14 protein-coding genes are annotated in these 13,732 nt (G+C 68.0%); 6 read left to right on the top strand and 8 right to left on the bottom strand.

Annotation, left to right across the window (positions count from 1 at the left end; genetic code table 11):
* Positions 1–4: 4 nt before the first annotated feature.
* Positions 5–451, bottom strand: coding sequence for a MarR family transcriptional regulator (locus AB0H54_RS03090; RefSeq protein ID WP_355274315.1), 447 nt, complete (start codon positions 449–451; stop codon positions 5–7).
* A gap of 114 nt (positions 452–565) precedes the next feature.
* On the opposite strand from AB0H54_RS03090, the gene AB0H54_RS03085 reads away from it, so the two are divergent.
* The gene (locus AB0H54_RS03085; protein WP_357342386.1) at positions 566–1,525 is read left to right on the top strand and encodes a superoxide dismutase; all 960 of its coding nucleotides are present in this window, start codon (positions 566–568) and stop codon (positions 1,523–1,525) included.
* Here AB0H54_RS03085 and AB0H54_RS03080 read toward each other — a convergent pair whose 3' ends face one another.
* Together AB0H54_RS03080 and AB0H54_RS03075 are read right to left on the bottom strand one after the other, a co-directional pair.
* A complete protein-coding gene (locus AB0H54_RS03080; protein ID WP_357342385.1) occupies positions 1,526–2,305 on the bottom strand; it encodes an alpha/beta hydrolase in 780 nt (259 codons plus the stop codon). It lies immediately after the preceding gene.
* Between the two features lie 43 nt (positions 2,306–2,348).
* Positions 2,349–2,720, bottom strand: coding sequence for a hypothetical protein (locus tag AB0H54_RS03075; RefSeq protein ID WP_357342384.1), 372 nt, complete (start codon positions 2,718–2,720; stop codon positions 2,349–2,351).
* Between the two features lie 53 nt (positions 2,721–2,773).
* On the opposite strand from AB0H54_RS03075, the gene AB0H54_RS03070 reads away from it, so the two are divergent.
* From AB0H54_RS03070 to AB0H54_RS03055, 4 genes are all read left to right on the top strand, one after another.
* Positions 2,774–3,370: a TetR/AcrR family transcriptional regulator gene (locus AB0H54_RS03070; RefSeq protein ID WP_357342382.1), complete on the top strand. Its 597-nt coding sequence runs from the start codon at positions 2,774–2,776 to the stop codon at positions 3,368–3,370.
* Positions 3,371–3,496: 126 nt separating this feature from the next.
* Entirely contained in the window at positions 3,497–4,297 is an 801-nt protein-coding gene (locus tag AB0H54_RS03065) for a DUF6585 family protein (RefSeq protein ID WP_357342381.1), read from the top strand.
* A gap of 117 nt (positions 4,298–4,414) precedes the next feature.
* Complete coding sequence (locus AB0H54_RS03060) at positions 4,415–5,884, top strand: RelA/SpoT domain-containing protein (protein ID WP_357342380.1); 1,470 nt, start codon at positions 4,415–4,417, stop codon at positions 5,882–5,884.
* A 323-nt stretch (positions 5,885–6,207) separates the two neighbouring features.
* Positions 6,208–7,167: a hypothetical protein gene (locus tag AB0H54_RS03055; protein WP_357342378.1), complete on the top strand. Its 960-nt coding sequence runs from the start codon at positions 6,208–6,210 to the stop codon at positions 7,165–7,167.
* 35 nt (positions 7,168–7,202) lie between these two features.
* Here AB0H54_RS03055 and AB0H54_RS03050 read toward each other — a convergent pair whose 3' ends face one another.
* The 3 genes from AB0H54_RS03050 to AB0H54_RS03040 form a co-directional block, all read right to left on the bottom strand.
* Positions 7,203–7,535 carry a hypothetical protein gene (locus AB0H54_RS03050; RefSeq protein ID WP_357342377.1) on the bottom strand — a complete coding sequence of 111 codons (333 nt, stop codon included), beginning with the start codon at positions 7,533–7,535 and terminating at the stop codon, positions 7,203–7,205.
* A 120-nt stretch (positions 7,536–7,655) separates the two neighbouring features.
* Positions 7,656–9,281, bottom strand: coding sequence for a chaperonin GroEL (gene groL / locus AB0H54_RS03045; RefSeq protein ID WP_355274330.1), 1,626 nt, complete (start codon positions 9,279–9,281; stop codon positions 7,656–7,658).
* 243 nt (positions 9,282–9,524) lie between these two features.
* Positions 9,525–10,256, bottom strand: a complete 732-nt coding sequence (locus AB0H54_RS03040) for a Clp protease N-terminal domain-containing protein (RefSeq protein ID WP_355274333.1) — start codon at positions 10,254–10,256, stop codon at positions 9,525–9,527.
* Positions 10,257–10,328: 72 nt separating this feature from the next.
* Between AB0H54_RS03040 and AB0H54_RS03035 the strand changes: the two genes are divergently transcribed.
* Entirely contained in the window at positions 10,329–11,579 is a 1,251-nt protein-coding gene (locus tag AB0H54_RS03035; protein WP_357342376.1) for a hypothetical protein, read from the top strand.
* A 40-nt stretch (positions 11,580–11,619) separates the two neighbouring features.
* Here AB0H54_RS03035 and AB0H54_RS03030 read toward each other — a convergent pair whose 3' ends face one another.
* Both AB0H54_RS03030 and AB0H54_RS03025 read right to left on the bottom strand, forming a co-directional pair.
* Complete coding sequence (locus AB0H54_RS03030; RefSeq protein ID WP_357342374.1) at positions 11,620–12,708, bottom strand: FAD-dependent oxidoreductase; 1,089 nt, start codon at positions 12,706–12,708, stop codon at positions 11,620–11,622.
* 82 nt (positions 12,709–12,790) lie between these two features.
* Positions 12,791–13,678: an RNA polymerase sigma-70 factor gene (locus tag AB0H54_RS03025; protein ID WP_357342373.1), complete on the bottom strand. Its 888-nt coding sequence runs from the start codon at positions 13,676–13,678 to the stop codon at positions 12,791–12,793.
* Positions 13,679–13,732: the final 54 nt, after the last annotated feature.

Here is a 13,732-nt window from a genome sequence, read left to right as displayed (position 1 = left end):
GGGGTCAGAGGTCGGCGCGGATCTCGTCGAGCGCCTCCGCCGTGCGGGTGAGCAGGGCCGTGACCGCGGCCAGTTCCGCGGCGGTGAACCGCGCGGCGAGGTCGCGTTCCACCGCGACGGCGCGGACGTCGGCGGCCGCGGTCACCTCCCGGCCCGCTTCGGTCAGCCGGGTCTCCAGCACGTTCTTGTGCCATTCGTGCGGTGTCCGCTCGACCAGGCCGCGGTCCTGCAGGTTGGTCAGCACGGTGTTCATGGTCGGCGGCGTCACCCCGGCCAGCCGGGCCAGCGCCGCGGCGGAGATGCCGGGGTTCTCGGCCAGGTGCAGCAGGGCGCTGTACTGCGGAACGGTCAGCCCGGCCGGCTTCAGCGCGGCGGTCTTCGCCGCGATCAGGGACTGCTCGGCGCGCTTGATATACGTGCCGAGCCTCTCGGCGGCGGGCATGGACGTCATGGGTGCATGCTATCCGCCCATCATCTCGTAATGCCCTTGACGATCATTAGAACTCTAACTTACATTCCTGCCTATTGCTTGATGTCTGGCATTACATCACTGAGAGGCTTCATCATGATCAGGACCAGCGCCACTCTCGCCCTGGCCGTCGCCTGCCTGTCCCTCACCGCGTGCGGCACCGCCGCCACACCCCGGCTGAGCACCGCCTACGAGCTGCCCGGCAGCGCCGTCTATCCCGAGGGCATCGCGGTGGACGCGCGCTCCGGCGACAGCTATGTGGGCTCGTTCGCCGACGGCGCCGTCTATCGGGCCACCCCGGGCGCGACGCGAGCGGAGGTGTTCCTGCCCGCGGGCGCCGACGGCCGCAAGACCACCAACGGCCTGCGGGTCGACCGGAACGGCAGGCTGTGGGTGATCGATTCGAGCGCCGGCGTCGCCGTGTACGACACCGGGTCGCGCGCGCTGCTGGCCTCGTTCGCGGTGCCGGACAGCGCGCCACGATTCGTCAACGATCTCGACTTCGGCGCCGACGGCACCGCCTATCTGACCGACAGCGTGCGCAATGTCGTCTACCGGGTGAGCCCGGACCGGGTATCGAAGGGCAGTGGGGACTTGGACATCGGTTACGACCTGAGCCCGGTACTCGGTCCGCGCGATCCGCAGGTCTACGAGCTGAACGGCATCGTCGCCGATCCGGCGGACGGGTACCTGCTGGTCGTCGCGATGTCGGCGGGCGAGCTGTACCGGATCGATCCGAGCGGCGCCGAGCCGATCCGCAAGGTCGCGCTGACCGGTGGCGACGTCCGCCACGGCGACGGCATGGAACTGCGCGACGGCACCCTGTGGGTGGTCCACAACACCGAGAACACCCTCAGCCGGTGGACCGTCGCCGACCACGGTGCCACCGCGACGCGCGTCGCCGAATTCCACGATCCCGCACTGGCTGTCCCCACCACGATGGCGCACGTCGGCGATCGGGCGCTGGTCGTGTCGTCGCAGTTCGACAAGGGCGGACCGCTGGGCGACACCGGGACGCCGGGGACCTTCGTGGTGACGGCGGTCGACGGGTTCTGATCAGGTCTCGGCGACGAATTCCCGCAGTACCGCGACGAATTCGTCCGGCTGCTCGACCTGCGGGGAATGGCCGGCGTGTTCGACCAGGTGGGTGCGCGCGCCCGCCGCGGCGTAGCGGTCCAGGGTGGCGGTGCTGTCGTAGAGGTGGTCGTGGCGGCCGTGGATCGCCAGGACCGGCAGGTCGAGGGCGGCGGCCCTGGCGTCGAGGGGACGCGCGGCGAGGTCGTCGCCCCGGGGACCGGCGGCGTAGGCCAGGCCGGCGGGCACGGCCGCACGGAAGTCGCGCACCACCGCGTCGGCCAGGCCGGGCGCGGAGTCGTAGCGGAAGCGCGGCGCGAACGCGGTGCGGTTCGCCAGCCGGACCACCAGGGCCGGTGTCCAGCGCTGCGCCAGCCGGACCGTCCACGGGCGGACCACCCAGGTCGCCACCGCCGGGATCGCGGCGATGCGGTAGTCCGGCGCCTGGCCGACGACCACCGCCCTGGCCACCCGCGGGGAGACCGCGGCGAGCTCGAGGGCGATCTCGGCCCCGAACGAGTGCCCGACCACCGTGACCCGGTCGAGGTCCAGCTCGTCGAGGAGTTCGACGAGCGGCGCGGTCCGGACGGCGGCCGTGAAATCACCGGAGCCGGCGCCCTGATCGTGGACGTCGACGCGGATCACCCGGTACTCGCGCGCCAGCCGCTCGGCGACCGCCGCGAACCAGTCGACCGAGCCGGGGATGCCGTGCACGAACACGATCGCCGGGCCGGTCCGGGGGCCTTCGTCCAGAAACAGCACCCGTCCAGACTATCGAGACCGATCGGTTCGATCCCTGCCCCGTTCAGTCAGCGTGGCGCATCCTGCGCTCGGCGCGGGCCATCATGCGCGGGACCAGCCTGCGGTGCCCGATGCCGACGATCGTGAAATACAGCCCCCCCAGCGGATTTCGGTAGCGCACCAGCGTGGTGAGGGTGACGCGACTATCGACGACGCGGACCGAAGCGACGAAGTCGAGCATCGGCATGGCCTTGCCGGTCAAGTGTTCGGTGTCCGACACCGCCCGCTCGGGAAAGGCGTTGCGGCCGAAGATCGCCCGGGTCCAGGCCGCCGGGTCGGTGGTGGCGCCGGGCGGCACGTCGACGGAGTAGGCATCGGCGTAGTCGGGGTCGGCGATGGCCGCCTCGGCCAGCGGCGCCGCGGTGACGATCGGCATGGTCAACCTCCATACTGTCCCGTATGGATTCGACCATACGGTAGCGTATGTGAATGCCGCAAGAGGGGAACGCGAAGTCGGCGGGGCGCCGGCTCACCGCCGACGACTGGGCACAGGCCGCGCTCGAAGCCCTCGGCGAGGGCGGCCTGGTCGCGGTCGCGGTCGAGCCGCTGGCGAAGCGCCTCGGCGCGACCAAGGGCAGCTTCTACTGGCACTTCAGGGACCGGGCCGCGCTGGTCGACGCTGTTCTCGCACAGTGGGAGCGGCGCGGCACGCAGGACGTCATCGACGAGCTCGATCGATTGCCAGGGCCCGCCGAACGATTGCAGCAGCTGTTCACCCATGTCATCGACTACGCCGCGCACGGCAGGGAAGATCTCGCGCTGCTCGCTTCGGTGGATCAGCCCGCCGTCGCCGCCGCGATGCGCCGGGTCGCCGAACGCCGGATCGCCTACGTCGCCGCGCAATTGCGGCTGCTCGGGGTACCCGATCCGCAGGCGGCCACCCGCGCGGCGGTCGCCGTCAGCATCTATCACGGGTTCAATCAGCTGGCCAGGGTCGCGCCGGGGACGCTGCCCGCCACCGACGAACTGGTCGACGCCGTGCTGCTCCGGCTGCTCGATCCGGCGGCGCCGAATCAGTCGGATTGACAGCGCGTTCACCCCGCGTAGCAGCCGATTTCGGGATCGAGGCGATGATTGTCGATGCACCAGTGGCGGTATTCGGCCTCGTCGAATACGCTTCGCCGCGGATGAAAACGCCTCATGGAGGGACGAGTGATCACTCCGAACAGGGCGGAGGACGTAGCCGAAGCCCGGCATACCGTGCCGTTGACCCAGCTGATACACCTGATGGCGGAGTATCAGCACCTCGGCGCGCACCGTGACACCTTCCTCGCGACCCCGGCCGACGACACGTTCGTGCGCGGCTGCGGCATCGTCGCGGGGAGCATCGCCACCATCGGCGTCATCTGCACGGCCGTCGGCGCCTGGCAGGGTGGCGTCGCGCTGCTGACGATCGCCGCGGTCCCGGTGCTGCTGGCGTTCCGCCGCGGAATCCTCAACCGGCAGAACCGCGCCGCCCGCATCGACCTGTTCGACCACGGCGTCACCGTCTACCGCTCCGGCCAGCGCGTCGCCGGATTCCGCTGGGACAGCACCGAAGTCCGCCAGCAGATGATCCCGTTCCACGACACCATGCCGGTGTCGTACTACCTGGAGCTCAGCGGCCCCGGTGGCGTCGAGGCCACCGTCGACGAGGAGGGCTTCGCCCGCGCCCGCGAATGGGCCAGGGCCATCCAATCCGCCGTCACCGCAACCCAACTCCCCGCCGCCGTCACCGCCATCGACAACGGCGACACCGTCGCCTTCGGCGAGCTCGCCCTCTCCCTCGACGCCCTCACCTACAACGGCGAGGCCTTCCCCTGGGAGAACATCCAGCTCATCGACGCCCGCAGCGGTCACATCCGCATCAAACTCGCCGGCATGTGGATCTCCCTGACCCCCGTCAGCACCATCCCCAACTTCTACATCTTCAACGAACTCGCCGAAAGACTGCGATTGACCCCGGTGGGGTGAGGTCCGCCCACTTACCGCCTCGGTCGGTCGGTGCATACGGTGTCTATTGGACGCGTTGGCCAGAGGTGTGGACACTGGAATCGACATCGAACCCGAGTTCCAGAAGGGGCGGATGGCGTGGAACCGTCGGAGGCACCATTGGATTCGCCGTTCTCGTTCAGCTGGTCTGAGTACATCACCTGGTATCAGCGAATCAAGGCGGACCAACTCGATCCCGCAGCCAAAACCTTCGACCGCATCCTGACCAGCGCCCTCGATCAGCAGTTGCCACAGTTCGACCGACACCGAATCAGGGTGGCGACAAGCCGGGTCAAGGACCCAGCACGACTCTGGGCGAAGATGACGAAGCGTAAGTACCACGGACAAATCGTTTCGCTGGAGTCGATTCCGGAAGCGATCGACGATCTGGTCGGCTTCCGGGTCATCTGCAACAACCTCAGTGACGTGACTCGTCTTCAGGACATCCTGGCCGATCTCCCGTCATCCGATACGAGCGATGCCTACTCGTTGGCGATCGAACCGAACTCCACCAAGGACTACTTCGATAGCCCAAAAGAGTCCGGCTATCGCGCTTACCACGTCAACCTGGTGACCATCGTGCCTGGCTTCGACAAACACGCACGTGTTCGTGGCGAACTCCAGGTTCGCACGCTCCTGCAGGACGGCTGGGGTGAACTAACCCACGAAGACACGTACAAACCCGGTGTTCGGCTTCCCGATCTCGCCACGACGATCGCCCGGCGTATGGCCGACCTCCTCGCGACTGTCGATGATCTGGCCCAGGACCTTCGCAACGAACTCGATCGGATCGCCGAACGGACGATCGCTGACGAGGAATCCAGCGATGTACGCCCAACCGAGAACCATTCGAAAGTAAAGGCTTCCGAGACACCTCCCCCACCGCAGATCAGCAATGATTCCCGCGAGGCTCTGTACGACGGCGTTCGCACCATCGTTGCCAGCCTCAAACATCCGGCCTTGCTCACCGACGTCGCACAGCAGGTGCAGTCGAAGTTCGGAACCGATCTCATCCGAGGTTGGGCAGGCCATGGCTCCTTTCGCGATCTGCTGACCGCCGCAGTCGCTGACGTCCATATCGCCGGCACCCCGGCCAGAGTGGTTCCGCCGGGTACTCCACGCGACGAGATCGTCGACCTCAGCACGAGAACCGATTTCGAGATCCCGATGATCATCCGCAAGCTCCGGGTCAAGGATCGCAACACTCCAGCGGTCGGGCGGCGCCAGATCTCCCAGGTTGTGACAGCCGTACGCGACACCGTGACCGCAACCGTGTGGCGCGAGCTGGAACTCGCTTCAGATGGCCTGACCGGCATTCGCGACGTGAACAAACTCAGCCAGCGAGCACGGACAGCGGCTTCCGAGCGCGGGGAGATCGTCAGCCGACCTCATCTCGACTACGTGTTCAAAGCGCTGCTGTGGAACCACTGCCTGAAGGCTGATCTGACCGTCGAGGAAATCAGGGAGTGTCTGGCCACCCATCTGATCTCGCGCGCGAACATTGTCGGGATACCCGTCGAACCCGAAGATCCACGGCGAGTCCGGCAGTGGCTCGCCCAGGAGCAGTGAACACGCCCCTGCATCGATGCGACTACGTGCTATAATCATGCCCGATCGAGATTACTGCTATCGATGGCAATGCCTTCGAGGAATTTCGGTCCGAACTCAAGACATAGGACGTCGAGCCAAACAGCTTGGCTGAAAGGCCACTCCGGTCGACCACCGCAGCGACGGTACCGCCGCAACGCTGCAAGGAGTCACCTCCTACGGGATTCGATTGAATCGGCCTGCCGCAGAAGTCGAAGGAGCCGTGCCAGGGCGAGTCGACGACATATGTTCCAGCAGATAGCCCCGTTCACCTGGGGCTATCTTCGTATCTGGAGGCAGATGTCATGACCGCCGCTGATCCGCAGGTTGCTTTCCAGGCACTGCAGAACATCATCTCCGAGTGGCGCGAACTCGGCCGCATCACCACAACCGCGGGCTTGAAGCCAGCTATGCAGGACGCGGTCGAAGGTTTCTCCGAGCAAAAGTACGGATTTGATACGTTTCGTGATTTCATCTTTGCAGCCGAGCGGGCCGGGTGCGTGCAGGTTCGCCGACTTTCCAACGGCCACAACCTTGTCGGCCTTCCCGGGGAGACATCCGAGGCCCTGGATCAGGTAGCGGCCATGACCAGGCCTGCCGAGCCCAGCAGCACGGCGGGGACCACATCCGATGCGTCGGGCAACCGCATGATCAAGTCCGATGTGTGGTCGGTATTCGTCGATTGGCGTACTGGACTTCGACGACTCTGGGATCGAGAAGGTCAGCACGCCTTCATGTTTCCGACCGTGGACGGCAAGCCTGCCTGGGAGTCCTCAGCAGAGCGCTTCATCGAGATCCCTGCGGTCGGTCTCGACCAACAGGTGGCTTGGATGCGAGAGTGGACGAACACTCTGCCCGAACCTGCGCGATCGGAACTGGCGAAGTCGCTGGCTTCGTCGGCACCGAAAGGTGAGTTCCGCCGCGAGTTGACCAGGCTGGGACTGAACACTCAGTGGCGGGCAGCTCTGCAACACAACGTTTTCGAGCACCTTTCCAACTGGGCTGCCGAGCAGAGCATTCCACTCACGCACTTGCTGGACAACCGACAGACCAACGCCGTCAGCGCTCGGACGGCCACCACGACGTCATCGCCGACTCCGCCGCAGGTCATCTCCCGAGGGCCAGTCCCGAGGCCTGAGACCACGCGGCAGGGCGGAGATGTCGAACGGCTACGGCAACGTCTGCATCGAGCGATCGATCGCATGTCCCTTGCCGAGCTCGCAGCACTGCCTGTTCGCGCCGAACATCTGCTGTACGACGACTGACCCCGGTGGGGTGAGGGCTTCACCGCACCACGGGATCACCTAGTCGAGTCCTTCTTCGCCAGGTCGATCAGCGCTGAGCAGCCTGCCCACAGCAGGACTGCGCCGATCGCGACCTTGACTCCGTCGATCACATTGTTGAAGAACTTCACGTCGGAGTAGTTCGCACCGGATTTCGACATCGAGCAGCCGTCGCCGGGGTTCATGTCGTAGCTGGAGAAGTCCAGGACGAAGACGTTCCAGGTGTGGCAGGTGACCACGTCGTTGCGCAGGCCGAACAGGCCCGACACGATGAACCAGCCGCAGATGATCCCCATCAGGACGCAGAACACCCAGTACTTGCGGACCGTACGGATGATCGTCGGCTTCATCTCCCCCACACCTCCGAGGCTAGCCGACCCGGTGGGGTGAGGTCGGGACAGGCCGAAGGCCGGTTCACTCGGGAGTGGACCGGCCTTCGGTGACTTGCGGGAACTACGGATCCGGGGGGATCAGAAGTCCATGCCGCCCATGCCGCCGGTGGGGTCGCCCGCGGGGGCGGCCTTCTCCGGCTTGTCGGCGACGACGGCCTCGGTGGTGAGGAACAGGGCCGCGATGGAGGCCGCGTTCTGCAGGGCCGAACGGGTGACCTTGACCGGGTCGGCAACGCCGGCGGCCAGCAGGTTCTCGTAGACGCCGGAGTCGGCGTTCAGGCCTTCGCCCTCGGGGAGGTTGGAGACCTTCTCGGCGACGACGCCGGGCTCGAGGCCGGCGTTGAAGGCGATCTGCTTCAGCGGGGCCGACAGCGCGACACGCACGATGTTGACACCGGTGGCCTCGTCGGCCGACAGGCCGCTGAAGCCGTCCAGCGCGGGGGCGGCCTGGAGCAGGGCCACGCCACCACCGGCGACGATGCCCTCTTCGACGGCAGCCTTGGCGTTGCGCACGGCATCTTCGATGCGGTGCTTGCGCTCCTTGAGCTCGACCTCGGTGGCGGCACCGGCCTTGATCACCGCGACACCGCCGGCCAGCTTGGCCAGGCGCTCCTGCAGCTTCTCACGGTCGTAGTCCGAGTCCGAGTTCTCGATCTCGGTGCGGATCTGCGCCACGCGGCCCTTGATGGCCTCCGCGTCGCCCGCGCCCTCGACGATGGTGGTCTCGTCCTTGGTGACGACGACCTTGCGGGCCTGGCCCAGCAGCTCCAGACCGGCGGTCTCCAGGGAGAGGCCGACCTCTTCGCTGATGACCTCGCCACCGGTCAGGATGGCGATGTCGGCGAGCTGTGCCTTGCGACGGTCACCGAAGCCCGGGGCCTTGACGGCGACGGACTTGAAGGTGCCACGGATCTTGTTCACGACCAGGGTCGACAGGGCCTCGCCCTCGACGTCCTCGGCGATGATCAGCAGCGGCTTGCCGGCCTGGATGACCTTCTCCAGCAGCGGCAGCAGGTCCTTGACGGTCGAGATCTTCGACGACACCAGCAGGATGTACGGGTCCTCGAGGACCGCTTCCTGACGCTCGGGGTCGGTCACGAAGTAACCGGAGATGTAGCCCTTGTCGAAGCGCATGCCCTCGGTGAGCTCCAGCTGGAGACCGAAGGTGTTGCTCTCCTCGACGGTGATGACGCCTTCCTTGCCGACCTTGTCCATGGCCTCGGCGATGAGCTCACCGATGGACGCGTCGCCGGCCGAGATACCGGCGGTGGCAGCGATCTGCTCCTTGGTCTCGACCTCCTTGGCGGTGTCGAGCAGCTTGGCGGTGACGGCCTCGACGGCCTTCTCGATGCCGCGCTTCAGGCCCAGCGGGTTGGCGCCGGCCGCGACGTTGCGCAGGCCCTCACGCACGAGCGCCTGGGCGAGCACGGTGGCGGTGGTCGTACCGTCGCCGGCGACGTCATCCGTCTTCTTGGCGACTTCCTTGACCAGCTCGGCGCCGATCTTCTCGTACGGGTCCTCGAGGTCGATCTCCTTGGCGATGGACACACCATCGTTGGTGATCGTGGGGGCGCCCCACTTCTTCTCGAGCACGACGTTGCGACCCTTCGGGCCCAGCGTCACCTTGACAGCGTCGGCGAGGGCGTTCAGACCCCGCTCGAGACCGCGACGGGCCTCTTCGTCGTACGCAATTGTCTTGGCCATTGCGTTGAGATCCTCCACATGTCTATGGCTGACACACGAGACGACCACAGGTTGGATCGCCCCAAAGTACGCTGGCCAGGTGCGGTGCCCGCGACGGACGACCGAGGGTGTCGATGGATCCCGATCTCACCGTCCCGACCTGGCACTCAACAGACGTGAGTGCCAAAGCCATTTTTAGCACTCGGGTAGTGAGAGTGCAAGGTCGCGCCCGACGGGAGGACCGCGCCGGGCGCGTCCGCCGCCTCAGGACTCGTACTCCGCCGCGGCCAGGAACTGGTTCAGCAGCTCGACGAGCTCGGCTTCTACCACAGCCTTGTCCAGGCCGAGGCCGCTGAGCACGCCCGTGCCGTTCTCCTGCTCGAGCAGCGCGAGCAGGATGTGCTCGGTGCCGATGTAGTTGTGACCGAGGCGCAGCGCTTCGCGAAAGGTCAGCTCCAGCGCCTTCTTGGCGTCACCGTCGAACGGGATGAGCGCGGGGATGTCGTCGGTCGCGGGCGGCAGCGCGGCGAGGGCCGCCGCGCGGACCGCGTCCAAACTCACGCCCCTGGCCACGATCTCCTTGGCCGCCAGCCCCTCGGACTGATCGATCAGCCCGAGAATGAGATGACCGAGGGTGATCTGGTTGTTGCCCGCAGACCTGGCCGATTCCTGGGAGCCGACCACGACCTGCCGCGCCCGGTCGGTGAACTTGGCGAACCCGGCCTGCGGGTCCATGGCCGCCGCGTCACCGGGCTGCTTGGGGACGAAGCGCTTCTGGGCGGCCTGCTTGCTGACGCCCATGCTGACGCCGATGTCGGTCCACGAGGCGCCGGAGCGGCGGGCCTGGTCGACGAAGTGGCCGATGAGGTGGTCGGCCACCTCGCCGAGATGGCCGGCGGCCACCACGGCGTCGGAGAGCTGGTCGAGAACGTTGTCGGGACGGGCCTTCTTGATGCCGTCGATCAGGTCGTCGAGGCGAATGTTCGAAGTGCTCATGCGTCAACTCTAAGTTGACGATTCGCTCTCGTCAACCATTGGTTGACGACATGTCGATGGCACCATGTCCGCATGGGGAGATTTCGGCGCACGGCCCGGTGGGCGCTGCGCATCGTGGGGATCGTCGTGACACTGGCCTGTGTGATCGGCCTCGGCCGGTTCCTGTGGCCGCAGCCGGGCATCGACGCGCAGCCCGGGTCGGCCGAGCGTCAGCTGGCGTTCCTCCGGGACGCGCTCGACGACGGGGCGGATGTCGCCGCGCAGCGCCAGTTTCCGGAGGGGCACTTCTTCCTGAACGCGCTCTACGGGCTGTCGTGGGTGCAGGCCGCGCGCACCGATCCGGCTCTGCGCGAGCAGGCGTTGCGCGAATCCCGCTGGGCGCTGCAACGAGTGGAGTCGGCCGACGGGCGGGCGGTGTTCAGCCCGGCACTGCGGCCCGCGTACGGGGTGTTCTGGGCGGGGTGGACCAACTGGTTGCGCGGGGCGATCCTGTCGCTCGATGCCGGCGATCCCGCCGAGGTGCAGCGGTTCGAAGCGCACAGTGCCGAGATCGCGGCGGCGTTCGCGGCGTCGGAGACACCGTTCCTGCAGGCCTATCACGGGCAGGCGTGGCCGGTCGATTCCACCGTGGCGGTCGCGTCGCTGCGGTTGCACGACAGGCTGTTCGGCGAGCGATTCGGCGCGGTGACCACCCGGTGGCTGGACTCGGCGCGGGCACACCTCGATCCGGCCACCGGCCTGCTGCCGCACGACGTCACGCCGGACGGAACCCAGCTCGACGGTGCGCGGGCCACCTCGCAGACGGTGATCCTGCGGTTCCTGCCGGAACTCGACGCCGACTTCGCCCGCGACCAATACCGCCTGTTCCGCGACCAATTCCTCACCTACCCTGGTGGTTTCGGACCCGCGCTGCGCGAGTACCCGCGCGGCGTGGACAAGCCGGGCGATGTCGATTCGGGGCCGCTGGTCGCCGGGATCAGCCTGTCCGCCACGGTGGTCGGGCTCGGGGCCGCCCGGGTCAACGGTGACCACGAGCTGGCCGCCGCGCTCGGCGCCGAAGGCGAACTGCTGGGGCTGCCGGTGGATCTGCCCGGCTCCAAGCGGTACGCCTTCGGGCTGGTGCCGATCGGGGACGCGTTCGTGGTGTGGTCGTCGACCGCTCGACCATTCACCACGGAACCAGCTGCGGGCGAGCTGGATCTGCGCTGGTGGTGGCGGGTGCCGTGGCTGATCGTGCTCGGCGTGCTCGCTGTCGTCCCCTGGATCGGGTCACTCGTCGGAGCGCTCAGGAGAAACCCCGCCGCCCTCGGCCCGCGCGGGTAGCGAGCGGCTGGGGGCGGACGAACGGCTCCGCCCCCGTCGCTCAGCGCAGGCCGGCCGCTCGGCCCGCGATGCGGACGATCCGCTCCTTGACCCAGGCACCGGCGCGTCCACAAACGACACGGTTCGCCGGGCTGTCGTCGGCGTTGAGGAACTGGATGACGGCATCGTGGCGGCCCAGGCTGATGCACTGCAACTGGTAGCGGAAGGTCATCGGTTTCGGCTCGGCGCCGCCCGCCCTGGCGACGATCGCCGTGGCGACATAGGAGCCCGCGGGCAGGGCGGTCGCGCAGGCCATCCGGAGGGGACGGTCGCCGGGGCCGTCGATCAGCGCGGCGTCGCCCGCGGCGTAGACGTCGGGGTGGGAGATCGAGCGCAGGGTCGCGTCGGTGCGGATGCGGCCCTGTTCGTCGACGGTGAGGCCCGCACGGCGGGCCAGGTCGGGCACGGTGAAACCGGCGGTCCAGACGACGGCCGCCGCGGACAGCACGGTGCCGTCCACCAGGCGGACACCGTCGGACAGCACCTCGGCGACCTTGACGCCGGACCGGACCTGCACGCCGAGCCCGGTCAGCGTGGTGCGGATGTGCTCGGCGGCCGCGGCCGACAGCCAGCTGCCCGGCTCCTCCGAGCCCAGCAGCGTGACCCGCGAATCCCGCTGCGACTCCGCCAGTTCGGCCGCCAGCTCGATGCCGGTCGAGCCCGCACCGACGACGATCACCGGACCGGCGGGCAGTGCCCGCAGATCCTCGGGCGTGGCGACGGAGTGCGCGTATTCGGCGACGCCCGGCACGCTCGTGCGGTCGGCGGCACTGCCGAGGGCGTAGACGAGGGTGTCGTAGCCCATCGACCATTCACCGTCGAGCCACACCCGCTTCGCGTCCGGATCCAGGGCGGTGACCCGCGCCCGCACGAACTCGACACCCTTGCGCTCCAGCAACTCCCGCAGGTCCCAGCGCCCGATCGACTGGCCGGCGGCCGCCTGGTGCAGCCGCACCCGTTCGACGAACTCCGCGCGCGTATCGACCACCGTGATCGTGGTGTCGCGTGCCTTGCGCGCCAAGCGGCGGGCCGCGCTGAGTCCCGCGTAGCCCGCGCCGAGGACGACGATTCGCTGCTGCTGCCCGGTCATGGTGTGGCTCCTCTCGACAATGCCGACACCCTCCAGACCGGACAGCCCGCGATTTCCTGACAGGTCGAGGACGTGATCCGGGTCACGCCTCGGCAGCGACCAGAAAGCCCAGCTTGTCGGGATTGACGACGATGCGGATCGCGTCGACCCGGCCGTCGGCGTCGAGCTCGAAGAGCATGACCGAGCTCGCGACGACCCCGTCCGCGCGCACCACCAGCGCGGGTTCGCCGTTGATCTCGTCGACCGAGAACGAGCTCGCCGGGGTGAGGAACTTGTTCAGGCCGACGAGGTAGCGCGCGACCGGATCGCCGCCGTGCACCGGGCGCCGGGCCGCGGTGATCTTGCCGCCGCCGTCGGCGGTGGAGACCACGTCGTCGGCGAGCAGCGCGCGCAGGGCGGTGACGTCACCGGTCGACGCGGCGAGCAGGAACCGGTCGATCAGCGTGCGGGCGTGCGCGGGTGGCACGGCGAAGCGCTGCTTGCCCGTGCGCACCCGCCCGCTCGCGCGGTGCAGGATCTGCTGGGAGTTGGCCTCGGTGAGGTCGAGCATCGCGGCGATCTCGGCGTGCGGGTAGCCGAACGCTTCGCGCAGCACGAAGACCGCGCGCTCGACCGGGCTGAGCCGTTCCATCGCGGTGAGCAGGGCCAGCGAGATCGACTCGCGGGCCTCGACCGTCTCCAGTGGGCCGAGGACGCCGCGACCGGTCGGGACGGGTTCGGGCAGCCACGGGCCGACGTAGGTCTCGCGGCGGGCGCGGGCGGAGACCAGCGCGGTGCGGCAGAGATTGACCGTGACGGTGGTCAGCCAGGCTTCGGTGTTGCCGATCTCGGCGCGGTCGGCGGCGGCCCAGCGCAGATACACCTCCTGCACCACGTCCTCGGCCTCACCGGCGGCGCCGAACATGCGATACGCGAGCGCGAACAATCGCGCCCGGTGCCCGAGGAACTCCTCGACCTCGTCGGAATCCACGCTTCCCCCTTCATCTCCGCCGCCGTGGCGACGCACCCACCGATGCCGGATTCG

It is taken from the genome of Nocardia sp. NPDC050718 (assembly GCF_040654235.1).
Taxonomy (GTDB): Bacteria; Actinomycetota; Actinomycetes; order Mycobacteriales; family Mycobacteriaceae; genus Nocardia.
This window is presented reverse-complemented; position numbering and strand designations above follow the sequence as displayed.

Bases quoted from the DNA above. Each gene is read 5' to 3' on its own strand.
- AB0H54_RS03090 (WP_355274315.1), bottom strand. From the start codon at position 451: ATGACGTCCATGCCCGCCGCCGAGAGGCTCGGCACGTATATCAAGCGC.
- AB0H54_RS03085 (WP_357342386.1), top strand. From the start codon at position 566: ATGATCAGGACCAGCGCCACTCTCGCCCTGGCCGTCGCCTGCCTGTCC.
- AB0H54_RS03075 (WP_357342384.1), bottom strand. From the start codon at position 2,720: ATGCCGATCGTCACCGCGGCGCCGCTGGCCGAGGCGGCCATCGCCGAC.
- AB0H54_RS03070 (WP_357342382.1), top strand. From the start codon at position 2,774: ATGCCGCAAGAGGGGAACGCGAAGTCGGCGGGGCGCCGGCTCACCGCC.
- AB0H54_RS03055 (WP_357342378.1), top strand. From the start codon at position 6,208: ATGACCGCCGCTGATCCGCAGGTTGCTTTCCAGGCACTGCAGAACATC.
- AB0H54_RS03050 (WP_357342377.1), bottom strand. From the start codon at position 7,535: ATGAAGCCGACGATCATCCGTACGGTCCGCAAGTACTGGGTGTTCTGC.
- groL (WP_355274330.1), bottom strand. From the start codon at position 9,281: ATGGCCAAGACAATTGCGTACGACGAAGAGGCCCGTCGCGGTCTCGAG.
- AB0H54_RS03040 (WP_355274333.1), bottom strand. From the start codon at position 10,256: ATGAGCACTTCGAACATTCGCCTCGACGACCTGATCGACGGCATCAAG.
- AB0H54_RS03035 (WP_357342376.1), top strand. From the start codon at position 10,329: ATGGGGAGATTTCGGCGCACGGCCCGGTGGGCGCTGCGCATCGTGGGG.
- AB0H54_RS03030 (WP_357342374.1), bottom strand. From the start codon at position 12,708: ATGACCGGGCAGCAGCAGCGAATCGTCGTCCTCGGCGCGGGCTACGCG.